This is a genomic window from Segatella copri (assembly GCF_009494395.1).
Taxonomy (GTDB): Bacteria; Bacteroidota; Bacteroidia; order Bacteroidales; family Bacteroidaceae; genus Prevotella.
Window position 1 is genome coordinate 113,970 of record NZ_VZCB01000079.1, and the last position, 25,009, is coordinate 138,978.

Here is a 25,009-nt window from a genome sequence, read left to right on the forward strand (position 1 = left end):
TATCTTTTGTTTTCTGCTGCAAAATTAATACGAATAATTGGAAGAGAACACCTAAAATTCGTCAAAAAAACTGCAAAATTCGTCAAAAACAAAAAAAGGCTAGTCATCATAGCAGATGCTAGCCTTTTTTTATATTTCATCAGAATTAATCACTAATAACTAATCATTAATCACTAATCATAGAATCCCGGCTGCTTATACTCAATGCCGAGTTCATCATCTACTGTTGCGATGACACCCTGAATCTGACCCATGGCAAACATACGGCCGAGGAGAGTGTAACCGGCATTGTGACCGTGGTTGCTCTCATCGAATACGCCACCTGGCTCATCAGTGAAGGTCATACCGTGGTCTACTCGCATTGGCAATCGACGGCCGGAATTGCACTTGCCTTCCTGCTCAGCCTTCTCGAAGATGCGGCAAAGTTCAATGAGATGGCCGCGACCACCCAAGTGAGAAGCCTCTGTAAAGTTGCCGTTAGGGAAGATGTAGCAAGAGCGCAGATGAACAAAATGAGTGCGGTCAGCAAACTGCTTAGCCATTGCCACACAGTCGTTGTGCTCGCCGGCAGAGAATGAACCTGCACAGAAAGTCAGACCATTGTGCTTGTTTGGCACAGCATCGAGCATCCACTGGATATCCTCGGCACGACCGATGATTCTTGGCAAGCCGAATACAGGATAAGGAGGATCGTCTGGGTGAACACACATGTTGATATCGTATTCATCGCAGATAGGCATGATAGCCTCCAGCCAGTACTTCATGTTCTCCTGCAACTTCTTCTTGTCGATGCCATCGTAAAGCTTCAACAGGTCGCGGAACTTCTGGACAGGAGCAGAATCGCCCTCGCTGAAGTTACCCGATACGAAACCCTGGGTCTTGATGATGATATTCTCTACCAGGGCATGATCCTGCTCTGGTGTAGAAGTCTTCTTGATTTCATCAGCCTCAGCCACGAGGTCTCTGCCCCACTTGTGCTCCTTAGAGAACTCAGCCCAATCCTCACGAGCGCCTTCACGCTGGAGGATATAGATGTCAAAGTAGGCAAACTCGCCCCAGTTCATATAGAGGTTGTTGGCTCCGTTAGGATTGTCGTGAGACAAATCGGTACGTGCCCAGTCCAAGACTGGCATGAAGTTGTAGCAGATGCATTTGATGCCTTCCTCACCCAGGTTGCGGAGACTTTCCTTGTAAACCTCAATCTGATGATCACGGTCAGGACCACCATATTTCAGGGTTTCAACAACAGGCAAAGACTCTACCACGCTCCATTTCATACCATAAGACTCGATGTACTCCTTGAGTTCATGAATCTTCTCACGAGTCCAAACCTCGCCCAGAGGAACATCGTGCAATGCAGTCACGATACCCTCCACACCTATCTGTTTCAGCTGGGCAAGCGTAATCTTATCCTTCTTGCCAAACCAGCGCCATGTTCTTTCCATATATCTTTATATATAATGTATTGGTTAAATCAAAAAAATGAATTATCTTGCAGCAACGTACTTGTGCAATGTCTGTCTTACGGCACCCTTGCCGGCGAAGAGTTCCTTCACCATGCCTTCTATCTGCTCGCCGAAGCCAGCCTCGTAGAGATCGAGTCCGAATACATCCTTGCGAGAATAGAGGTTCTTGAGGCAAGAGTAGTCCTGATCAGCCTTGCCTACTTCAAGAGGAGCTACGATAGCCTGGAGTTCTGCCAGCAATGGGTCGGAAGATGGCTCGAATGGCTTCAGATTATCATCCAATGCCTTGAGATAACGGGCGTAACCTGCCAATACCAATGGAATCAGCACGAGATTGCTCTTGTCGAGACCACGGTCGATATACTTCTTGATAGTCTCACCGAAACGGATAGAGAGTTTCTGGCTGGTATCGGTAGCGATACGCTGAGGAGCATCTGGCATGAATGGGTTAGGCAGACGCTTGTTGATAACAGTGCCGATAAACTCGTATGGATTCAATACACCTGGATCTGTTACTACTGGCATTGCCTCGATATAACCAATCTTCTGGATGAATGAACGCAAATCCTCATCAGCCATCTCGGCAGAAATCAAGGTATAGTCGAGCATGCAACCATAGATTGACATCGCTGTATGGAGAGGGTTCAGACAGGTGGTTACCTTCATGGTCTCAACCTCATCTACAGTCTTGCGGGATGTATAGAGTGCACCGCCCAACTCCAATGGCGGACGACCGTTGGTATAAGTATCCTCGCAAACGAGATACTGCACTTCCTCGGCATTGACGAAAGGAGCGGTGAAAGTATGCTTCTCGGTGATAATCGTATTGTTATCCTCGAAACCATCCTCAGCGAGCATCGCCTGTACCTTCTCGTGTGGACGAGGAGTAATCTTATCTATCATAGACCAAGGATAGGTAATCTTGCTGCTGTCATTGATATAATCTACGAAACCAGCCTCTACAATACCATCCTGTGCCCAACGCTCAGCATAAGCCTTTACGCCAGCCTTAACATGGTCGCCGTTGTGAGAACAGTTGTCGGTAGACTGAAGAGTAAGCGGCAACTTGCCTGCCTTATAACGCTCATAGAGAAGAGCGGTAAGCTTACCCATAGCAAATACTGCATCAAGACCACGTGCCAAATCTGCATCATTATAAGAATATCCCTTCTCGGTGATGGTAAAAGTAACCATCTGCAAAGTTGGAGCCTGGAAAATCTGAACCAGACGCGCCCAGTCGTCAGCAAACTGCTTGTCAGCCTTAACACTTTCGGTAATAGATGCGATAACCTTCTTTTCGATAGTACCATTAGACTGGAGGCTTACGAGAAGAGAGAGATTATTGTAAGGACGATAAGCCTTATCGATAATTTCGTAGTCGAAGCTTTCTGCTACGATTACACCACGGTCATACTTGCCTGTGTTAAGCGCATCGTTGAGGATGGCTGCCGGGAACGCACGGAAGATGTTACCTGCACCAAAGTGAACCCAAGTAGGCTCGTCGTGAGTCTTCTTAGCTACGGCTGCGATGTCATACTTAGGAAGCTCATAACCCTTAGCTTCCCATTCTGCAGCATTAAAGCTGTCTGATAGAATTTCGTTCAGTTTCATGATTATACGGTATTTTTTGATTGTTTCATGTACTCGCCTATCTTTCCGAAAAGGCGTGGCAAAAATACAAAGAAAAATCGAAACCCGCTCATTTTAAAGGCTATAATTTCATAAAATGAACGATTTGCAAATACATTTGAACGAAAAGGTAAACGTCACGGATCAGATGAACCCGTTTTTAACGATTATGTTACATCAAATAAAAAAGGGTTACATCAGAAAAACAGAAAAGAGGACGTAAGTTCTTGCCCCCACATCCTCTTCTTTTTATCTTTAGATTTCATTTTCCTATTCTTCCAGCGATTTGATCTGCTTTTCTATTCTTCCAGCGATTTAATCTGCTTCTTCGGCGTAACGCCAAGACCTTTCAAGCTTTCCACTCTTCTCATCACATTTCCTGTTCCGTCGTAAAGTTGCTTCTTTGCCTTGTCGAAGGTTCCGGACAGACGGGTTATCAAATCGCCGATTCCTGTAAAGGTATCTTCGAAGCCAGCTACCTTATCATACAGGTCAGCAGCCGTCTTCACGATTTTCTCCACATTCTTGTTCTGCCGGTCATACTGCCAGAGATTATAGGCAAGCTGGAGTGCCATGAGCAGATTACTTGGTGAGATGATGATAATCTTCTTCTGATAAGCATAACGGCTGAGATCCGGCTGCTGCTTCATCGCTGCGATATAGCTGGTCTCGTTAGGAATGAACATCAGTACGAAGCCGATGGCATCATCCACCAGTTTGGAATAGTCTTTGGCTGCCAGTTCATCGATGTGCTTTCGTACGCTCAGCGCATGTGCCTTCATCAGGCGTTCCTGTTCAGCCTCATCTTCAGCTGCCAGAGCATCGGAATAGGCGGTAAGCGAAACCTTGGAATCGATGACCACACTTCTGCCTTCTGGGAATCTGACGATGACATCCGGACGATAGTTCTTTCCCTCTTCATCTTTCGTATTCTCCTGAATGAAGAATTCCTCATCTTTACGAAGTCCGCTGTTCTCCAGGATGGTTTCCAGCACCATCTCGCCCCAGTCGCCCTGCATCTTGCTGTCGCCCTTCAATGCCTTGGTCAGATTGGCAGCATCGGAGCCAATCTTCTCGGTCTGCTCCTTCAGGTTCAGTACAGCCTGCTGCTGTTCCTGCTGGAAGAGTTTCATCGTTGCCTCGAAGGTGTTCTGCAGTTCCTTCTTGTTCACCTCGTTCTGGGTTTTGCTCTCCTCTACCGATTTCTTGAAATCAGCAAACTGTTCCTTGATAGGTTTCAGGAGTTCATCCATCTGCAGACGGTTGTTTTCCTGCAGAGCCGACTGCTTGGCAGCCAACTGCTCAGCCGCCACCTTCTGCTGTTCTATCGTCATTCGCTGCATTTCCTGCTTCAGGCTCTCGAGTTTCTGTGCCCACTGCTGGTCGCTTTCTGCCCTGAGTTTCGCCGCATACAGCCGCTCGTTCTCCATTTGAGATTTCATTGATTGAACCTCAGAAGCATGATGCAGTTTTATCTGTTCAATGTTAGCCGCCAGCACCTGAGCCTTCGCTACGAGCTGGGTTTTCTCCTCGCCCGCACTTTTTGCTTCCATCAGTTTTCCCACGAAGAATCCGATGGCAAGCCCTATGATGATTCCAATTACTATTTCCATTTATCCTTGTTTTAAATGATTCTGAAAATCTGCAAAAAATTATGATTTGCAAAAGTAATCATTTCAAGACATAACACCAAACATCATGGGGGATTCTTGTAGATATTTAACTCTTCTGCATTTTACTATGCAAACAAAAAGAGCGCACCACTATTGGCACGCTCTTTTCTTTAACTCATCTTTTAAATATACATTATCGGTTGGCAGTAGGCCACTGATAAGTATCAGTGCAATGGATATCGGCACTCTGGTCGGCAATCATCAACTTGAAGTCGCCTTCCTCCAATCTCCATTTATCATTCCAACCTACGAAGGCCAAATCGTCTGCCTTTAATTCAAATGTCATGGTCTTGGTCTCACCAGGCTGAAGTTCCACCTTGTCGAAGGCACGGAGACGACGGCCATCAGGCACCATACTAGCGATGAGATCGCTACTGAACAGGAGAACACTCTCCTTGCCTGCCACCTTTCCCGTATTCTTCACATCCACGCTCACCTTGATGATGTCGCCGTGGCGGAAATCAGACTGAGAAACCTTCAGGTTGCTATATTTGTAAGTGGTATAACTCAAACCATATCCGAAGCCCCACTGCTGGGTAATCTTCGCATTGTAGTCGTAAGCACCTTCCATCGTACCCACCTCCTCACTCTTCTTGAAGTCATAGTTGGCGAGCGAATTGATTTCCTTAGGATAGGTGTAAGGCATCTTGCCACTGAAGTTTGACTTGCCCGATACCAAGTTTACCAAGGCATCGCCGCCCATGTTGCCAGGGATAAGGATGTCGATGATGCCCTGTGCCAATGGTTCGATGTCAGCAATGAGACGAGGACGACCTTCATTCAATACCAGAACGACAGGCTTACCGGTCTTGGCGAGTTCCTTCACGAGATTGCGTTGGTTCTCTGAAAGCCAAAGGTCGGTCAGATTGCCCGGAGTCTCTGTGTAAGAGTTCTCACCGATGCAGGCAACGATGACATCAACATTCTTTGCGGCATCAACTGCGCCCTGAATCTGAGGTTCGTTCTCCTCCCAGTATTTTCCCTTCTCATTATAGGTAACACCCTGGTTCAAGATGACATTCTCCTTGCCATACTCATTACAGAATGCCTCATAGATGGTATTGTATTTGCCGGCAAACTCATCAGCACGATGACCCTGCCAGGTATAGCTCCACCCACCGTCCAGACAGCGCATCTGATTGGCATTAGGACCCGTGAGGAGAATCTTCTTGCCATGCTGCAAAGGAAGGATATTACCCTCGTTCTTCAGGAGCACCATACTCTCGGTAGCTCCCTCCAAGGCGAGCTTGGCAAACTCCTTGCCACCAAACTTAGGATAATTCTTCAGTTTCTGGGTTGGGTTCTTGAAGAGGTCGAGACGGTACTTCATGCGAAGCACACGACGGCAGGCATCATCGATGCGACTCATCGGAATCTTACCTTCCTTCACCAGTTCTACAAGGTAGCCACAAGCATCGCAAGAATAAGGTTCCATAATCATGTCGATACCAGCATTGATGGCAATGCGGAGCGCATCCTTCTTGTCCTTTGCCACCATCTCACGAGTATAGAGATTGTTGATGTCTGCCCAGTCGGTGATGAGCACACCATCCCATCCAGTCTCTTCCTTCAGCCATCCTGTCAGGATGTCCTTGTTGGCATGCATCGGCATACCGTTGACGGAAGCGGAATTCACCATCACGGTCAAGGCTCCAGCCTGCAGACCCGCCAGGAAAGGAGCGAAGTGCTTCTCTCGCAAGTCGGCAGGAGAGATATAGGCTGGCGTACGGTCTTTACCGGTCCAAGGCACACCATAGCCCATGAAGTGCTTCATTGAAGTGGCAATGTGATACTGGTCGATGTTGTTTGGGTCCTCGCCCTGGAAACCATAGACCATCGCCTTGCCCATCTCTGAACTGAGGTAGCAATCCTCGCCAAAGTTCTCCCAGATGCGAGGCCAACGGGCATCACGACCGAGGTCAACGGTAGGACTGTAAGTCCAAGGTATGCTCACTGCACGAGTCTCATAAGCGGTAGCCTCAGCCGAACGGCGAGCTATCTCACGATTGAAGGAGGCAGCCACATTGATGTTCTGCGGGAAGAGGGTTCCGCCCTGTGTATAAGTAGAACCATGGTTCTGGTCGAGACCGAAGACACAAGGGATGCCGATGCGCTTCATCGAGATCTTCTGGATTTGCGCGATGTACTTCTCCCACTGCTTGGCGGTTGGTGCGCAAGTATTAGGAGCGTTGAGGATAGAGCCGATCTTATAGCGGGAAAGGATAGAATCGGTCTTGTGCTCGTCGATATAGAACACACCGTTCTTGTCGTTGGCACCAAAGAGGTCGGTCACCAATTCCATCATCTGACCTATCTTTTCCTCCAAGGTGAGTTTCTTCAGAGTTTGTTCTACCTGAGCCTCTATCTTAGGGTCGCTCTTGATAACTGGAACATTGGCACTGGCTGTATAAGCCAATGCCAACATTGAAATAGATAATAATATTTTCTTCATAAACAGTAAAGGTTTGACGTTTTATGATAAAACGGAAATCTTTCCAATATATTATTCAATAGTTACTTTTTTTACGGTGTAACCGTCACCCACGAGGAGGAGACCATTCTGCTCTGTCAAGAGCTGGATAGAGAGGTCGGTCAGTTCAAACTCCCATTTAGCAGGTCCATTCACCATGATGTCGCCACGCTCTGGATCGCCCTTACCTGTAAGGATGTTGTTCCACCAAGCTGTGGCAGCGGTACCCTGACCATTTCCATCTACATAGACACGGAGGATGGTGCCAGCCTTCACCTTTGAGAGGAAGGTATCCTTCAAGGCATCGAATGGTGTACCCCATGTCACGGCAAACTCACCTTCCCAGATGGTGTTCTCCATAGATGGGCGAGCCTCGGTGGTTACCTTGATGGTACCGCAAGGGAACTGTACACCACTGCCATCTACCAATGTAATGTCGTAATCGCCATTGGCGAGGTCGGAAGGAGCAGTAACTTTCAATGCCGTACCCTCATCGAGCACTTCGAAGGCAGCCTCCTTACCAGCGATGAGTACTTTCTGAACGAGACCCAGGTTCTTACACTTGTGGATGGTTGTAGTTTCTCCCGGAGCTACCCAAAGCTCGATGGCATTGGTACCCAAGGCTGGGTCATCGGCAGCAGGAGTCACGGTAACGTTCAAGGTGCGGGATGTGGTCTTGCCCTTGGTGGTGGTTGCCACAATCTTCAGTTCATGATTACCTACAGGCAAAGTTTGGTCGATGGTAGTACCTTCAGCAATCTGAGTGCCATCGAGCAACCATGTCACAGTGGTGTAGTGAACAGGAGTCACCTTGATTTCCAACTTATAATTAGTCTTGCGGTCTATCTTGGAATCAGCCAAGTCGGTGTTCAAGATACGTGGATTGTCATCTTCGCTGACAGTGAAGTATGGTTCATCGTCAGAAGAGCAAGAAGACAAGGTAGATGTACCAGCCAGTGCGAAACCCACGGCTAAGAGCATCATCATAGCCTTCAAGACTTTTCCCTTATATTGTTTCATTGTCTTATTCATAATTAATTATTCTATTCTATTGTCCTATAAGACTTAACATTTAACACTTAACATTAAACACTACTTGCTATATCCCTTTCCGAATGGAGGATTGAAGTCTGGCTGAAGGTTTACATCAGCCTTGTCCCACCAGAGGTGCTTGTGCCAATCGTCTGTACCACCCATGCGGTCGATGGCAGCCTTGTAGTTGGCATTGTTGTACTGAGCTTCCAACTCAGGATACTGCAAGCGGACAGGCATTGACCAATCGGAATCCGTATAAGTGAAACCATTCTTGGTCAAGAGATCACGATTCAAGATGGCAGGATAGTCAGAGCGGCGCATGTTAGCCCAACCCTCAGAAGGGTTCATCATGTGGAGAATCCAAGCCTGGGTGTTGATGGTCTCCTTAGGATTGTCACCCAACTTGTTGTTGGCAATGAACTCATTGATCTCATCCTCAGAAATCTTGTTGGATGTAAGATAGTAGTTGTTGAGCAACTCCATGCTGGCACGAACACCAGCCTCGTAGTGACTCTCAGCATCACCACCACCTACATTCCAACCCTTGGTTGCAGCCTCAGCCTTGAGGAACTCTACCTCAGCATAGCTCATCAAGTCGCCAGGACAAGAAGGCATCTCGAAGTCGATGTTCAGGCAAGGACGACTAGCTCGGGCTATATAATCAGAGTTGGCATAAGTGTTCTCGTCAATCTCTGCATACTTCTTCAAAGTAGGAAGGTCATCCAACGTAGCTGGATTCATCCAGTCTGTGTACCAGGCTGCACCAGGGTTGCAAGGCTCCTCACCGAGACCTTTGTTCTGGAAGTAAGCCAGGAAATCATCGGTCAAGTCGATGTTCTGTTCCTTATCTGGCTTCACCTGACTACGCTTGATATTGTAGTAGTGACGGCAGATGCGATAGAGACGAGGGTCATTGGTATTCTGCAACTGATAGAACAAGGTAGAGCATACCATGGTAGGCGATGTGGCATCCTGACCATAGAGAGTCTCGCTCAATGCATTGGCACGGAAATCGTAGTCGTTGGCTCCATCATAATAGGTAAATGGAGAATCAGCATACTTGATATAAGCATCATCTGCTGCACTGGCGATGGCACCGGCAGCTACAGCCTTCTCAAACTCCTCCTTTGCCTTCTGTGGATTAACATCGGAAATGCGCATGGCATAGCGCATACGGAGTGCATTGGCATACTTCTTCCACTGAGCTACATCACCACCCATGCTGGTGACATCACCAGAAATGTGGTCGGTACCTGTGCCAAGCTGCTTCTCGCAAGCGTCAAGTTCCTCGAAGAACCAGCTGTAGAGTTCCTCTACGGTATCATACTTAGGGGTGGAGATACCTGAGATATAACCCAGACCTGCCTCCGAACAAGGCACGTCACCGTAGGTATCTGCCAAAACTGCCGTGATATAGACACGATGGATACGAAGTGCCGCATTCAAGTTTGCCTTGTCAGCAGAATTGTGGATGGCATCCACAAGGTTCTTGATACTGATTTCATAATAGCGGTCCCAGACGCGACGGGTCATATCATCTTCTCTGAAATTAGAACCAGCGTAATTGGTTACATTCCAACCACCAGCGAAATACTGTGGAAAACCAGTTATATAGTTACGGTAGGTATCCATCAGACTGAAGTCACCGTAAGTCTGCAACAAAGCTGTTGTCAACTGTGCGTTAGGGTCGAGCTCGCTCACCTTGGTCTTGTCGGTATTGATGTTGCTCAAGGTATCATCAGAGCAAGAAATCATCGCAGTGCCGGTTGCCATCAGGGCGAAAGCCATCATCAAGCTGCTCTTACCTATATATTTCTTGATTATATTGTTCATTTTCTTACATTATTATATATTAGAACTCTTCTAAAGAAATTGATTCATTTTTTCGAGACTAGAACTTCACGTTCACGTTCAAACCATAACTCTTGCGAGATGGCAGGGAACCATATTCCAGACCGAGACCTGAGGTGTTGTAGCTGGAGTCTGGGTCGATGTTAGGAATGTTCTTCCAAACAATGAATGGGTTACGAGCCACGAAGGATACGGTTAAGCCCTTGACATACTTGCCCAGGATGCTCTCTGGGAAGGTATAGCCGAAAGTAATCTCACGACACTTCACGTAAGAGTTGTCGTAAATGAAGGCACTCTGCACGCCATTTGCCACATGCTTCCAGTAATCTTCAGGGTTCACGGCGATGTCGTTCTTGCGATAAGTACCGTCGCCATTGTCGATGACACCCTCTACGACAAATCCCTTGCAGTTACCTGTTTCACGCCATGCAGCAAGGTCCATACCCGAAGCCTTGCGAGCCTCCTCAGAAGTGTACCACTCCTCACGGCCTGCCAATGTTCCCTTTGCCTTACCTGTCTGATATGCGGAACGCATGGACATAGAGTAGATGTCGGCACCTACCTTCACATCGAATGCAGCTGAGAGGCGGAAGTTCTTGTAGCTGAAGGTTGAGTAGAAACCACCTGTCCAGTCCCAAGTAGAATTGCCGATAGTCTTGATTTTCTGGTCAACCTTTGGAAGACCAGTAGCTGCATCGACAACCACCTGACCCTTGTCGTTATAGAGGAAGTCATGTCCACGGATAGCTCCATAGTTCTCACCTACCTTGGCACCTACAGAAACACCGCACCAGTATGCCTTCGCCAACTCGAAGTAGTCCATGCCATCGGTGAGCGACTTCACCTTGTTGGTATTCTTCGAGAAGTTGACACCCAAGTCCCAAGCGAAGTCCTTGATCTGCAAGGCACGGGCATTGAGGGCAATCTCGATACCCTGGTTCTGAATCTCACCGGCATTGATGAGGCGGTAAGCATAGCCAGAGGTGGTGGTTGAAGCCAAACTCAAAATCTGGTCCTTGGAGTTCTGGTTGTAATAGGTGGCATCCAAGCCCAAGCGTCCGTTAAGGAACTTCATCTCCAAACCTACCTCGTAAGAACCTGTCATAGTAGGCTTCAAATCCTTGTTTGGCTGTGTTGAGTTGGCTATCATACCGATGGTATAACCCGAGTAGCTGTACTTGCCCGTGGTATAGTTGAGTGCCAACAGGTATGGATCGGTATCGCTACCTACCTTTGCCCAAGATGCGCGAATCTTACCGTAATTGATGAACTTCTTGTTCTTGATAAACTCAGAGAAAACCAAGCTACCAGATACAGAAGGATATATATATGTATTATTGCCCGAAGGGAGCGTAGAAGACTTATCTCCACGGAGTGTTCCCTCCAGATAGTAAGTATGCTTGTAGCCGAGGCTCGCGCTGGCATAGAGAGAGCTGATCTGCTTCTTATACATGCTCTCGCGAGTATTCTGCTCCTGATAGTTCATGATGTTCTTGATGCCATTCATCTGCTGGTTGAGACCGACGTTGGTAGTGGTCTTGTTGTTCACCTTGAAGATGTTACCACCAGCGGTAGCGTTGACATCGAAGTCGCCCCATGAGTTGTTGTAGAGGGCGAGTATCTCGGCGTTGAATGTGCGGTTGTTGAAGATTTGGTCGGTAAGCTTTCCGGCAGGAGTTCCAGGAGTTGTCTTGGCGATGAAGTCCTCGAAGTTCATGCTGTTGATATCGGTACCGATGGTACCCTGCAACTTGAGGTGCTTGTCGATGTTCCAGATGGCCTTACCCGTAAAACGGAACACGTCCTTGTCGGATGTATTGCTGTTCTTATAGAGATCCCAGTATGGGTTCTTGTTATACTGGTCGTTACCATTCCAGTTGGAGTAGTTGCCGTCGGCATCCTCATAGTGCTTCAACCAAGCCTGGTCGTAGGTACCCGCCAGGGTCATGAGGTTCTTACCCACGTTGCTCTGAGAGTCACCAAGGGCAGGACGGTTCTTCACCTTCTCACGGGTATAGTTGGCGGTGAAGTCGAAGTCAACAGGACCTGCAGAGGTATTCACACGGAGGTTGAAGTTGTCACGACTCATATTAGTATTTGGCAAGATATCCTTGTTGCGCATATCGGTAACAGAGAAACGCATACCCGTCTTACCGGAATTAACTGAGAAGATGGCAGAGTTCTGGGTGGTGAAACCTGTGCGGAAGAAATCGGAGGCGTTGTTAGGGTGCATCAGGAAAGGACGCTCCTCGCCATCGAAATACTTGAACATGAAGTCATCGGCCTTAGGACCCCAACTTGCGTTCGTACCAGAAGTGCTCGAATTAGGAAGCTCGCCATTGTAGCCAGCGCCATATATCTCCTGGATGTCGTCCCATTTAGCCAACTGGGTATCGATAGTATAAGAACCATTGTACTCCACGGAAATCTTATCCTTCTCCGCCTTCTTGGTCGTAATCAAGATAACACCATGGGAAGCACGGCTACCATAGAGGGCAGAGGCAGCAGGACCTTTCAATACGGTCATCGTCTCGATGTCGTCAGGATTGATGGCAGAGATACCATCACCGAGGTCATAACCACCAGCTTCACCAGCACTGCCAAAGTTGGTATTATCCAAAGGCACACCATCCACCACATAGAGAGGCTGGTTATTGCCTGCCATTTCCGTATTACCACGAAGAAGCACGCGGGTAGAACCAGAAGCACCGCCAGCGGTGTTCTGCACAACGAGACCAGCCACCTTACCTGAAAGGGAGTTGATGACGTTGGTTTCCTTCGCCTTGGTGAGTTCCTCACCCTTCACTTCCTCCAAGCCATAGCCGAGGGCCTTGCGGTCTCGTTTGATACCGAGGGCGGTGACAACTACCTCATTCAAGGCTTTACCATCCTCTTGCATCGTGATTTTCATGCCATTAGCAGCTTTCACGGTCATCGTCTTGTAACCGATGTAGCTCACTTCGAGCGTTACTCCAGGCTTGCAGTTCAACGTAAAGTTACCATCTATATCGGTAACGGCACCGTTGGTTGTACCAGCCACCTTCACGCTAGCGCCAATCAAGGTTTCGCCAGTGGCATCCACCACTGTACCCTTGATGCCCTGGTTCTGCTGAACGCTCATCGCAGCATTGTTCATCTGGGCAGCGAGAATGGCAGAAGCAGGCATCCACATCAAACCTGCACCGAGCAGGCCGAGAAACATAGTTTTCTTTCTCATAATTGATATTTTGTTTTTAGTTTAACTTTATTCTTTCCCAAAGATTCCTTCGAGAATCCAAGGAGCATTCACCTTCATACTCTTGAAACGGTCGAAGATGCCATACTTCTCAGAGCCGTTGCCGAAGTGGTTGTTGTCCCAAACGAAAGTAGAGAAGCCTCGTTTGCGAGCCTCCGTAGTCAAGAACTTACAGTAGTAGGTCATGTTTTCATGCACTTTCTCTGAGTTTGACTTATAGTGATCGGTTACTCCCCATTCTCCTATAACGATACCCAGTCCTTTGTTGCTCCAGGTATTCACCGCCTTGTCGAAGAAATCCGTCATCGTCTTCTCGTTTTCTGCAGGTATCTTGCCAGCATCCTTGCAAGCATCACCCCAGTAATCGTAGGTGCAATCGCCGGCGTAGCTCCATGGCTGATAGTAGTGGAATTCCACACTCATATAGTTGTTGCCATTGCCTTCGGCATCCTTTGGAATGATGAAATCTCCATTCTCGATGCCAAACCAAGGGTTACAAACGTAAGTCTGTAAGATGAGGTGGCGCTTGGCATTGTTGCCGCCTGTAGCACGAACCACATCCACGAATATCTGATTGTAAGCATTCTGCACTTCGAGGTTCTCGGCAGTAGGCTTGCCCCAGTTGTCCCTGATGTGAACCTCATTGGTACCGGCGAAAGCCAAGCGACTGTCATAATTGGCAAACTCAGAGGCGATATTCATCCAGAGGAGCGCAAGCTTCTGGCAGTTTTCTTCCTTATATTGATAGGTAGGACGACCTTCGAGCCATTTTTCATGATGCACATTGATGATAACCTTCAAACCGTTGTCAAGGCACCAGCCTACCACCTCCTTGATGCGAGCAATCCAAGCCTTGTCAATGCTCATCGCCTGAGCGTTGGTAATGTGGCACTGCCAACGGATTGGAATACGGATGGCATTGAAACCAGCCTTCTTCACGGCTTGTATCATCTTCTTGGTAACAACGGGATTGCCCCAGGCTGTCTCTGCATGGATAGAACCATCAGGGTTGCCAATCTGCATCGACTCACCATCCTGTCCAGGAGCTGAGCACTCGAATTCATTGCCGAGATTCCAACCCACAACGTCTTTATTCCATTGCTGGGCAGTAGGTATGGATTCGCCTACGCCATCAGAACTGCAGGATGAGTACGTTGTACTTGCTTCGCTTGAGAAACATGTGAAGACGCCTATTAAAAAGAGGCTAAATTTCAAAAAGTTCCTTTTCATTTTTATGTTTATATTGTTATTGTTTCGTTTTTTAAATAACTGTTTTACTTACGTAACAGAATCTGGCTGCAAAGATAAAGAAAAGGAACTTTCAGAGGGTTAGATAACAAACAAAAAAAGGTTTCAATTCAGACATATCGTCTAAACAGAAACCTTTTCTTTGAATTTAAAACTCTAATTTACAGATACTTACTTGGAGATACTCCAAAATGTTTCTTAAACACAGTACTAAAGTACTTCACATTCACGAAACCTGCTTTCACTGAGACCTCCAACACACTATCCCCCTGTTTCAGGAAGATTGCAGCCTGCTCCAGACGTATCAAACGCATAAAATCCTGCGGACTTTGACCCGTAAGAGTCTTCAGCCTACCATAGAAAAGCGTTCTGCTCATCGCCATCTCTCTACAGAGTCGGTCGATATTAAAGTTTGTGTCGCTCAGATGAGCCAACACCAAACGGGTAGCTTTGTCTACAAAAGCCTGGTCTTGTGGATTCAGAACAGCTTCTGCCACATTATCGAATGTCTGGCCTTGCTTATTCAAGACAGTATCATCCTTTTTCTCTTCAGAAGCTCCAGTAGGTTCCAAGAGTTCATTGGAAGAATCAGAACCCACAATCTGCTCGGAAGAAGCAGACTCAGAAGCAACCTCTCCTCTAACAAGAGCAAGGCTTCTGTCCATATAATACTGACTCAACCGGCGACGATTCTTCAAAATACTAGCAACCTTACTCGCAAGAATAGCAGTATCGAATGGCTTGGCTATATAATCATCAGCACCAAGTCCGAGTCCCTCTATCATAAAGTCACGACCAGCCTTAGCAGTCAGCAGGATAACAGGCAGCCATGATGTTTCCTTATTTTCCTTGATGCTACGACAGAACTCATCTCCGTGCATTCCCGGCATCATGACATCAGAAACAACGATATCACATACCCCGCCCTCTTTCAAATATTTCAAGGCAGCCTCTGCACTCTCCACATCAACTACTTGATAAGAATCACCAAAAGTCATTCTGATATATTTGCGAAGATCTTCATTGTCATCGACAAAAAGAAGTGTATCCGTTGAAACATCAGCATCCTGCAGAACCGCAGAAGACACTGTCTGGCAAGTTTCATCATGCTTATCTTCAGCTAAAGAAGATTCAGTTGCAACATTTTTCTTTTCTCCTACAAGCCGAACAGAAGAATCTGTTACATTACCTAATGGCATCTTCACACAGAAAGTAGTACCCTTTCCTTCCTCACTTACGAAACTAAGCTTTCCTCCTAATTTCTCTACAAGCTTTCGTGTAAGCATCAGTCCTAATCCACTTCCCATTTCCTGAGAATTTATCGCATTAGAAGCCCTGAAGAAGGTCTTGAAGATACTCTTAATTTCGGCCTTTGGAATACCTATACCTGTATCACATACATGAATCATAGCCATCTTACCTTCAATAGAAGCCGACAACGTAACCTTTCCACCTTGAGGTGTATATTTGATAGCATTCGAGAGAAGATTTTCCAATATCAAATCCATCATTTTGACATCAGAATGAATCTGTTGCTGCGGACACGTTTCAATACACAGTTGAATATGCTTCTCCTGAGCTGCCAATACAAACTTTTCCAACTGCACACGTAAAAGCATCGGCAATTCTATATCTTGCAGGCGAACCTGTTCGGCAGACTGCTCTGCCTTTTGGAAGTCAAGCAATTCTGTAACCATCTTCAATAGTTTGTTGCCGTTGCGATGCGCCATATCCAAGAATCCACGACTTTTCTCACTCAAGTTGGAATCATTAGCCAGATTATCAAGAGGAGCCAACACGAGACTCAAAGGAGTACGTATGTTATGGGCAGTATTAACGAAGAAATTGATTTTCTCATCATAATACTTTCGCTGTAAGCGCTCTTTGTAATACTGCCAGACAAAATATAAGATGGCAACAAAAATACAGAGATAGATAATCCATGCCCACCAGGTATTCCACCAAGGTTGGGCTATATGAATTTTCAAAGTTGTTTCTCCCAATTCTCTACCATTACTTCTGCAGATAGCCTTTACATGAAGCACATAGCTGCCCGAAGGCAAATTTACAAATCGTGCCAACTGATTAGAAGATGATTTACTCCAATTACGGTCGTATCCTTCCAAATAATATTGATATTGAATATCATACTGGTATTGATAATTGATACTCTCGAAAGAAACAACCAGCGTATTCTCATTATGGCTAAGTTTCAATTTGCCTTCCTTCAACATTTCAAAGAGACATTCATTCCAGTGATCGGAACGTTCGACACCTTCAACCTCAACACTATGAATACGAAGTGGAGCGGCATAATTCAAACCTTTGGCAAACATAGGAGCCAAAGTGACAACTCCATCGTTGCTGCCAAAAAGCACCCTGCCATCTGAAGTACACGCAACAGACATTCGGTTATACTCACGTTCCATTCCCTTAAAGATGTTGAGGTTTACTATCTTCCCCTGTTTCATGAACGCCAATCCTTTATCCGTACTTATCCACAAATTGCCATTAATACCTTTTATAAGTCCATAAACAGAATTAGAAGGCAAAGCGTCCTGATTAGTATAACGCTTAAACTTCTTTGTCAGGAAATCATAATCATAGAGTCCTCCTCCATCCGTTCCAATCCAGATATGACGGGAATCCTGAAAAGCCATACTGTTGACAAACAAATTAATGTCTTTATCGGGATACTGTTCAGGATAAAAGAAACGACGAGGATGCAAAGGTTCGCGCTTATCAATCAAATAGCCTCCATGCGAAGTTCCTACAGCAATAAAACGCTTATCCAGTGATTCCGTGATGCATTGCACTTCGTTGACAGGCAGATAGAATACCGACTTTCCCGTTCCATTCAAATTATATTTATCTGAAGGGAAACAAGCCATATCTCCATCCAAACATCCCACCCAAATATTACCATCGCTATCAGTTAAAAGACTGAATACGTAATCACTCTTCAACATTCCTGTATCCACAGAATAAGCAGGCATACTAGTGCCATCAGCATTAACCTGATATACGCCATTACCATAGGTACCAACCAGAATTCTGCCGTCTACAGTCTGACAAATCGTAAGCGCCACTTTATTATATAATCCATGATGCCAAAGACGAGTCTGCGCATCATAAACACTTACTCCTTTATCTGTGGCATACCATATTTTCCCATCACGGCTTTGGAAAACATCGTTCACACAATTATCTATCAGTGATTGATTGTTGAGATATTCATGTGTGATATATTCCAAAGTATGTTTCATCGGTATTGCCAAATCTACTCCTCCCGAGTAAGAGCCAGTCCATAAATCGCCAAAACGATCGCAGCACAAGGTATATAATCCATTACCATTCAGTACGTTACCAGGACGTCCATCTGTATCAAGCAAGAGTTTGGTTTGTTTATTCGAACTGTCATAAGCATATATTCCTGCTCCATCTACAGCCATCAGAAGAGTCTGCTTATCGTATAAAATGATTGAACGTACGGGAATTTTAGGAATGTTTTGCAAAGATTGGAAATCAGCAGATTTTATCAGCTTCCAAGTACTATCATCCATCACTTTAACTCCTTCGTGAAAAGTACCCAGCCAGATACGATGTCCCACAATATCATGATAAGAGGATACTACAGAACTGCCACTAATCTTCTTTTCTAACTTCCGGGCAGTCATCGAATAGCAATAAACATCTTTAAATGTTCCTATCAAGAGTTTCTCACCTATAAATTGGATATGATTAATATAGGTATTTTTCAATACAAACCTACCCTTAGCTGTCTCCCGAACTATCTCCTTACCATCAGTAGCTGCTGATAAGCAATAAATGCCTCTATCCATAGCTAACCAGAAATTGCCCTTTTCGTCTACCAACAGTTCGTTCAACACGATACTTCCACCTAAAATATTCTGAAGATTACATTTCAAAACAAATGCATCTTTCCTCTTATCATATATATACACCTTTCCCTTGTTGTCGTAGGCGTAAATCAGATGTTGCGCATCCTTAGTCAGTTTAATACATCTACCACTAGCATCACTATACGGCATCTCTGTGTATAAAGTATAATTGGTTACTTGTTGCCCATTATATCGGTCAACTCCACGCTTAGTACTTATCCACATGGCACCATCCTCTGCCTCTACAATAGAATAAACACGAGGGCTGGAAAGACCATTGTCAGCATTGAGATTGGAAAGCATGAACATATTTCTGGAAATATGCGCATATACCTGAAGAGCCGATGCCAACAGCAACAATATAATTAGAGTGCAGGATTTATGTCGTTTCATAATTCTTTCATTGATATTATTTGGGGACAAAGATAATACAAAAAAATGAAAAACAAATAGAATAATGAGATAAAATGAAAAAAATCTATTATCTTTGCAACATATTAATTTAAAGATATAGACTATGATCAAAAGATTATTATCCTTTCTAGACGCATCGCCAGTGAATTTCCTGGCAGTAAAGAATATCTCCAAGGAATTGGAGAAGAACGGGTTCCGCCGTATGAACCCACAGGAGCCTTTGGGCAAGATTGAAGCGGGTGAAAAGTTCTTCGTTACCAAGAACGACTCTTCCATCTACGCCTTCCAAATCGGAAAGAAGCCTTTGGCAGATGCCGGTTTCCACATGATCTGTGCTCACTGCGACTCCCCAACCTTCCGCATCAAGCCAAATGCTGAGATGCTTTGCGAGGGCGGTATCGTAAAACTGAATACCGAAGTTTATGGTGGTCCTATCATGTCCACCTGGTTCGACCGTCCGCTGACCCTGGCAGGTAGAGTCATCGTGAAGGGCGAGGATGCGATGAATCCCCAGACGCTTCTTCTTCATGTAAAGCGCCCATTGTTGCAGATCAGCAATCTCGCTATCCACTTCAACCGTCAGGTGAATGATGGTGTGAAGTTGAGCAAGCAGAAGGATGTACTCCCTATCCTCGGCATTATCAATGATGAACTGGAGAAGGGTAACCTCCTGATGAATGTGATAACCGACGAACTGAATATCCAGAAAGAGGATGTTCTTGATTTCGATCTCTATCTGGCTGATGCCACTCCAGCCTGCACCTTCGGTGTACACGATGAGTTTATCTCTTCAGGCAGACTCGATGACCTGTCTATGTGCTGGGCTGGTGTAGAGGCGATGATTGCATCTGATGCCAATGATACCACCCAGGTTCTCGCCATCTTCGATAATGAAGAAACGGGGTCTCAGACTAAACAGGGTGCCGGAAGTCCATTCCTTTCTTATATGCTGCAGCGCATCGCCCTGGCTCAGAGCGGTACGGAAGAGGCTTATTATCAGGCTGTGGAGCGTGCATTTATGATTTCTGCAGACAATGCGCATGCCTGGCATCCTAACTATAGCGAGAAATTCGACCCTACGAATCATCCTAAATTGGGCGGTGGTCCGGTCATCAAGTTCAATGCAGCCCAGAAGTATGCGAGCGATGCTGTATCAGCAGCCATCTTCGCCAACATCTGCGAGGCTGCCGGTGTACCATGCCAGCGTTTCGTGAACCACAGCGATGTAGCAGGTGGCAGCACATTGGGCAATATCCTCGCCTCTTCCATCCCATTGAAGGGTGTGGATATGGGCAATGCCATCCTCGCTATGCACAGTTGCCGCGAAACCGGTAGCGTTATCGACCACGAATATTGCGTGAAGGCTTTCACCAAATTCTATCAGTTGTAATTCCTACAGGAAATTCAGTTGTAAACCAATTTGCTATCCAAAGGAAATAAAAAAATAAATCTAGCGACGCTGTGAAACGCTGCGTTGCTAGATTTATAAAAAATGCTATTCCAACCACACGGCGTTTCACTCACCATTAGTCATAACGCATTGTTTTATAAGCAGATGAGCCTTCTACTTCATATCCCTTATTCTGTACCAACTTAGGATTTAAATCGATACATTTCTGAGGAATCGGGAAAACGGTGATATAACCGGACGATTTGCCTTTAAGATATGGATAGAGATTGAAGGCATCAGTAAACATACCAAAGCGGATAAGGTCCTGACGATGAATATCTTCTCTTGACAATACGTCAAGACGCTCTTCGAGGATACGATTGAGCGTAGCCCTATGGGCAGGCTTGCCTTGGCGGGCGCGAACCATATTCAGTTCGGTTCTGCCATCCTCACCATTACGGATATTCGCCTCTGACTTCATCAGCAAAACATCCGTATAACGGAACAGGAAACGCGCAACTGGGGTGCCGATACGGCTAGGAAGCGCTGTACGGCTGTCGGTACTGCAGAATATCACATCCTCGTCCAAGGAATATCCCTCAGCAGCCAGAGCATCACAATAGTAAATACAGGTTTCCCACGCATTCAGCTTCTTGCTGCGATTCTCGCTCGCCTTGAGGTCATTCAGCAGGGAGGCACCGTCGGCTGTCTGCACCATAAAATCAATATTACGGCCCCTTGGACGCTTCTTATACCCCTTAGTCCAGTCATCAAACGTATAGATTTCAGCATTCAATGCCATCTTTGCCAGCAGATAGTTGACCACCGGCTTCGTGATGCGACCGGAAAATCTGCCCTCCTTACCGCTATGCTGAGCGGAGAGATAAGGCAAAACCTGCTGTAACTCACTGAAAATAAACTGAAAGACCTCACTCCTCTCACTTTGAACAGAAAGATAAACATCTGTAAATGAAGCTATGGAATCTGACTTTGCAGAGGCATAAATAGCAGATTCTTCCGAAGACAAAACCACCGGAATACGCCCAAACTTATCCATCGCCTCATAATACAGTAAAGCTCTGACGGCTCGCACCTCAGCCTTCAACCGGTCTTTCTGGTCGGCAGTAATCAGCGAGGCGTTGTCATCAATAAAATCAAGGGAATGATTGGCAAGAGAAATACCCTGATAGATATATTCCCAGACATGGTAAAGCGGGTCGGCATCAGAAGTTCCCAGGCTGTCCTTATCCATATAATCATATAGGGGCGCTACGGCATTGGAATAAATTTCGGACACAGAACCATTGATAGCATCCTCACTGAGCAGATTCTTCTGCTGCTCATTCTGACACGAAGAGAATGCTAGCATAGTCCCCAAAAAGAAGACCCAAATATATAGACGATAAATATTCTTAACCATATCTTCGTTTTATTTAGGTTCAAAATACAATTACAGCTGCAAATATAATAAAAAAGAATGATATAAAGACTGAAACCTTGAAAAAACTTACGAAAATTTTGCGCTTTCGGTTATTATTACTAACTTTGCATCCAGTTAGCAGAGCGCTGACGAAGGGGTAGCTTTACACGAATGCCCCTTATACAAAGGTTTTAATTTAAATAAATGAAAAGATTCAACGGGATCGCACTCAGTGTAGCGTTTTGCTCTTTGGCAAGCCAAGCTGCACTGGCACAGACAAAAATCGACACCTTGAAGGTGCAACATTTAAATGAAGTAATCGTAAAAGGCGTACGTGCCGCAAAAGAAGCTCCATACGCCATTGCCAACATCAAGAAATCAGAACTCCAACAATTTTCCTCTACAGGTAAGGAATTGCCTTTTCTCCTTTCTCGCACACCAGGTATTCTGGCTTGGGGCGAAAATGGTATCGGTACGGGTACTACCTATATGCGTATCCGTGGTGCTGCCGGTAGCCGCATCAACGTGACACTCGACGGCGTAGCTCTCAATTCTCCAGAAGACCAGACCGTTTTCTGGGCTAACATGAACAGTTATGCTTCGCTCCTGGGCAGTGTTCAGGTGCAGCGTGGCGTAGGTTCTTCTACCAACGGCGATGGTGCTTTCGGCGGCAGCATCTCTATGGCTACAGCTGCTCCTTCGCTCACTCCTATGGCAGAAGTAACTGGTTCTTACGGCACTTACAACACTTACAATACGGGCGTCAGCTTCTCTACCGGACTGATGGGCAACCACCTGGTTTTTGACGGAGCTTATCATGAGACTGCCACAGATGGCTATATCGACGGAACAGACGGCAGATCCGGCTCTTACTATGGTGGACTGACCTGGTTAGGAGATAACTTCAAGATCAGCTATAAGAACATCGGCAACTTCGAGAAGACCGGACAGGCATGGAATGGCGTGTTGGGAGGCGACTACAATACCAACTTCACATTGATGGATGATGGAATACGCACATACAAGGATATGTACGAGGCTGGACTGGGGAAATTCAATGTCCTGACTGGCGATTTGGTGCGCAATGGAAAGGGCGATTATACCATCAAGCCATATACCCTCAGAAACGGCAACAAATGGGAGAAAACTACGGATAATTTCTATCAGAACCACAATATTCTCTCTGCAGCCTGGACTCCTAACAGCCACTGGAGCCACAACATCGCCCTGCACTATACCTATGGTTACGGCTACTACAAGGAGTTCAAGAACAACGCCAAGTTTGAGAAATTTGGACTCATCTATAAGGATGCAGAGGGCAACAAGGTTAAGAAATCTGACTTCATCCGCAAAAAGGGATTGACCCAGAACACCTACGGCATGGTATATAACACCAACTACAAGGATGAACACTGGGACGTAATCGGCGGCTTGAACCTCCAGCAGTTCCGTGGCAACCACTGGGGTTACCTAACCTATATCGCCAATCAGGACGCAGAGAAGCAGTTCCTCGGCAGCAACGGCAAGTATAAGTACTATGATTCTGATGCCCACAAATACGACTACAGCGCCTTCATCAAGGCAAGCTATCGCTTTGCAGACTACTGGAATGCATTCGCAGACCTGCAATACCGCCGTGTGGAATACAAGACCGACGGTATCAACGATAAGTTTATCAAACAGTCTGATGGCAGCTACAAGAATCAGGAACTGAACATCGACGAGAAATTCAATTTCTTCAATCCTAAGGCAGGTATCAGCATCAACAAGGACGGTCATAAGGCTTACGCTTCCGTAGCTTACAGCAACCGTGAGCCGGAGCGCAACAACTATACCGACAACCTCAACTATCCTTTCCCTAAACAGGAGAAGTTACTCGATGTGGAATTCGGTTATCAGTATGAGGGAAGCAACTGGCATGCAGGTGCCAACTTCTACTACATGGATTACGACAACCAGCTTGCTCAAACCGGACAGTTGAGCGAAATCGGTGAGCCATTGACTACCAATATCAAGGATTCTTATCGCATGGGCGTTGAGTTGACAGCTGGTTGGGCACCATTGTCATGGTTGTCCTTGGAGGGAAATGCTGCTTTGAGCAAGAACAAAATCAAGGATTTCGATGAGTATGTAGATAATTGGGATGGTGATGCTTTGAAGATACACTACGACAATTCAACCTTGTCATATTCTCCATCAGCTATTCTGAATGGTTTCATCGACCTGCACTATGCCGGATTCTCAGCAACCTGGCACACCAACTTCGTAAGCAGTCAGTATCTCGACAATTCTGAGAGCAAAGACCGTTCATTGCCTTGCTATTCACAGAGCGACCTGAGCCTCAACTATCAGACAAATGTAGCTAAGAAACTGGGAATCAAGCAGATGGTTTTCGGTTTTGATATCAACAATATCTTCAACCGTCATTACGCAGCGAGCGGTTCCGTATGGTACAATGCAGTAAGTCAGAGTGCCGGTTACACTCAGGATCACCGCCTCAGTGCCATCAGCTATATTCCTATGGCAGGCACCACTGTAATGGGACATGTAACATTGAAGTTCTAATTATCACGGTTTCTAGAAAGTAGATTCAAAAACTAAAACATTATGATGGATTATATTGCATCACATGGTTTAGACATCTTTACCACGGTACTCGGCTTGATTTACATCTTGCTGGAGTACCGTGCCAGCATCTGGCTTTGGGCAGTGGGCATCATCATGCCGGCTCTGGATGTCTGGCTATACTGGAGCCATGGTCTTTATGGCGATGCGGGTATGGCAGTATATTATACGGTGGCAGCCGTCTATGGCTATGCTGTTTGGAAATTCGGCAAGAAACACAACCAGACGGAAAAAGAAGAGCTTCCGATCACTTATATGAAAAAATCACTCTATCTCCCTACCGCTATTTTCTTTCTGGCAGCATGGGGAATCACCTATTATATTCTGATTACCTTTACCAACTCCACGGTACCATTGCAGGATAGCTTCACCAATGCCCTGAGCTTTGTGGGTCTGTGGGCCTTGGCACGGAAATACATAGAACAATGGTTCTTCTGGATTCTTGTAGATGCCGTTTGCTGCTATCTCTATATAGTAAAAGGTATCCCATTCAAGGCTGGGCTCTATGGTCTCTACGTCATCATCGCCGTAGCCGGATATTTCAAATGGAAAAAGATGATGAAAAAAGAGCAAAAAGAAAACTAATCATAAAGCTCAAAGTTTAAAGTTCAAAGTAAATAAACAGGAAAAGGAAGCCTGAGCATATACAAA

Annotated in this window: 13 protein-coding genes; 3 read left to right on the forward strand and 10 right to left on the reverse strand. The window is 45.9% G+C overall.

Annotated elements, in window-relative coordinates; genetic code table 11:
* Nucleotides 1-173 precede the first annotated feature (173 nt).
* The 9 genes from uxuA to F7D73_RS10230 all read right to left on the reverse strand — a co-directional run bounded on the left by uxuA (nt 174) and on the right by F7D73_RS10230 (nt 18,902).
* Entirely contained in the window at nt 174-1,445 is a 1,272-nt protein-coding gene (gene uxuA, locus F7D73_RS10190; protein ID WP_006847799.1) for a mannonate dehydratase, read from the reverse strand.
* A gap of 42 nt (nt 1,446-1,487) precedes the next feature.
* On the reverse strand, nt 1,488-3,077 hold the full coding sequence (locus F7D73_RS10195) for a mannitol dehydrogenase family protein (RefSeq protein WP_153124406.1): 1,590 nt from the start codon (nt 3,075-3,077) through the stop codon (nt 1,488-1,490).
* A 317-nt stretch (nt 3,078-3,394) separates the two neighbouring features.
* Nucleotides 3,395-4,708, reverse strand: a complete 1,314-nt coding sequence (locus F7D73_RS10200; RefSeq protein ID WP_153124408.1) for a DNA recombination protein RmuC — start codon at nt 4,706-4,708, stop codon at nt 3,395-3,397.
* A gap of 193 nt (nt 4,709-4,901) precedes the next feature.
* Nucleotides 4,902-7,220 carry a glycoside hydrolase family 3 N-terminal domain-containing protein gene (locus tag F7D73_RS10205; protein WP_153124410.1) on the reverse strand — a complete coding sequence of 773 codons (2,319 nt, stop codon included), beginning with the start codon at nt 7,218-7,220 and terminating at the stop codon, nt 4,902-4,904.
* Between the two features lie 51 nt (nt 7,221-7,271).
* Nucleotides 7,272-8,258, reverse strand: coding sequence for a hypothetical protein (locus F7D73_RS10210; RefSeq protein ID WP_228117706.1), 987 nt, complete (start codon nt 8,256-8,258; stop codon nt 7,272-7,274).
* 72 nt (nt 8,259-8,330) lie between these two features.
* Nucleotides 8,331-10,106 carry a SusD/RagB family nutrient-binding outer membrane lipoprotein gene (locus tag F7D73_RS10215; protein ID WP_153124414.1) on the reverse strand — a complete coding sequence of 592 codons (1,776 nt, stop codon included), beginning with the start codon at nt 10,104-10,106 and terminating at the stop codon, nt 8,331-8,333.
* A gap of 58 nt (nt 10,107-10,164) precedes the next feature.
* Complete coding sequence (locus F7D73_RS10220) at nt 10,165-13,341, reverse strand: SusC/RagA family TonB-linked outer membrane protein (protein WP_153124416.1); 3,177 nt, start codon at nt 13,339-13,341, stop codon at nt 10,165-10,167.
* 27 nt (nt 13,342-13,368) lie between these two features.
* On the reverse strand, nt 13,369-14,589 hold the full coding sequence (locus F7D73_RS10225) for a glycoside hydrolase family 5 protein (protein ID WP_153124418.1): 1,221 nt from the start codon (nt 14,587-14,589) through the stop codon (nt 13,369-13,371).
* Nucleotides 14,590-14,768: 179 nt separating this feature from the next.
* Complete coding sequence (locus F7D73_RS10230) at nt 14,769-18,902, reverse strand: hybrid sensor histidine kinase/response regulator transcription factor (protein ID WP_228117707.1); 4,134 nt, start codon at nt 18,900-18,902, stop codon at nt 14,769-14,771.
* 124 nt (nt 18,903-19,026) lie between these two features.
* Between F7D73_RS10230 and F7D73_RS10235 the strand changes: the two genes are divergently transcribed.
* The gene (locus F7D73_RS10235; RefSeq protein WP_153124420.1) at nt 19,027-20,313 is read left to right on the forward strand and encodes a M18 family aminopeptidase; all 1,287 of its coding nucleotides are present in this window, start codon (nt 19,027-19,029) and stop codon (nt 20,311-20,313) included.
* Nucleotides 20,314-20,449: 136 nt separating this feature from the next.
* Here F7D73_RS10235 and F7D73_RS10240 read toward each other — a convergent pair whose 3' ends face one another.
* Nucleotides 20,450-21,682 (reverse strand): RagB/SusD family nutrient uptake outer membrane protein, encoded by a 1,233-nt coding sequence (locus tag F7D73_RS10240; RefSeq protein WP_228117708.1) that lies wholly within the window; start codon nt 21,680-21,682, stop codon nt 20,450-20,452.
* 255 nt (nt 21,683-21,937) lie between these two features.
* Between F7D73_RS10240 and F7D73_RS10245 the strand changes: the two genes are divergently transcribed.
* Nucleotides 21,938-24,298 carry a TonB-dependent receptor gene (locus tag F7D73_RS10245; protein ID WP_153124424.1) on the forward strand — a complete coding sequence of 787 codons (2,361 nt, stop codon included), beginning with the start codon at nt 21,938-21,940 and terminating at the stop codon, nt 24,296-24,298.
* Between the two features lie 42 nt (nt 24,299-24,340).
* Nucleotides 24,341-24,943 (forward strand): nicotinamide riboside transporter PnuC, encoded by a 603-nt coding sequence (gene pnuC / locus F7D73_RS10250; RefSeq protein ID WP_153124425.1) that lies wholly within the window; start codon nt 24,341-24,343, stop codon nt 24,941-24,943.
* Nucleotides 24,944-25,009 lie beyond the last annotated feature (66 nt).

What these genes read in the sequence shown, in the direction of transcription:
- uxuA (WP_006847799.1), bottom strand. Translation starts at nt 1,445, where the DNA reads ATGGAAAGAACATGGCGCTGGTTTGGCAAGAAGGATAAGATTACGCTT.
- F7D73_RS10195 (WP_153124406.1), bottom strand. Translation starts at nt 3,077, where the DNA reads ATGAAACTGAACGAAATTCTATCAGACAGCTTTAATGCTGCAGAATGG.
- F7D73_RS10200 (WP_153124408.1), bottom strand. Translation starts at nt 4,708, where the DNA reads ATGGAAATAGTAATTGGAATCATCATAGGGCTTGCCATCGGATTCTTC.
- F7D73_RS10205 (WP_153124410.1), bottom strand. Translation starts at nt 7,220, where the DNA reads ATGAAGAAAATATTATTATCTATTTCAATGTTGGCATTGGCTTATACA.
- F7D73_RS10210 (WP_228117706.1), bottom strand. Translation starts at nt 8,258, where the DNA reads ATGAAACAATATAAGGGAAAAGTCTTGAAGGCTATGATGATGCTCTTA.
- F7D73_RS10215 (WP_153124414.1), bottom strand. Translation starts at nt 10,106, where the DNA reads ATGAACAATATAATCAAGAAATATATAGGTAAGAGCAGCTTGATGATG.
- F7D73_RS10220 (WP_153124416.1), bottom strand. Translation starts at nt 13,341, where the DNA reads ATGAGAAAGAAAACTATGTTTCTCGGCCTGCTCGGTGCAGGTTTGATG.
- F7D73_RS10225 (WP_153124418.1), bottom strand. Translation starts at nt 14,589, where the DNA reads ATGAAAAGGAACTTTTTGAAATTTAGCCTCTTTTTAATAGGCGTCTTC.
- F7D73_RS10230 (WP_228117707.1), bottom strand. Translation starts at nt 18,902, where the DNA reads ATGAAACGACATAAATCCTGCACTCTAATTATATTGTTGCTGTTGGCA.
- F7D73_RS10235 (WP_153124420.1), top strand. Translation starts at nt 19,027, where the DNA reads ATGATCAAAAGATTATTATCCTTTCTAGACGCATCGCCAGTGAATTTC.
- F7D73_RS10240 (WP_228117708.1), bottom strand. Translation starts at nt 21,682, where the DNA reads ATGCTAGCATTCTCTTCGTGTCAGAATGAGCAGCAGAAGAATCTGCTC.
- F7D73_RS10245 (WP_153124424.1), top strand. Translation starts at nt 21,938, where the DNA reads ATGAAAAGATTCAACGGGATCGCACTCAGTGTAGCGTTTTGCTCTTTG.
- pnuC (WP_153124425.1), top strand. Translation starts at nt 24,341, where the DNA reads ATGATGGATTATATTGCATCACATGGTTTAGACATCTTTACCACGGTA.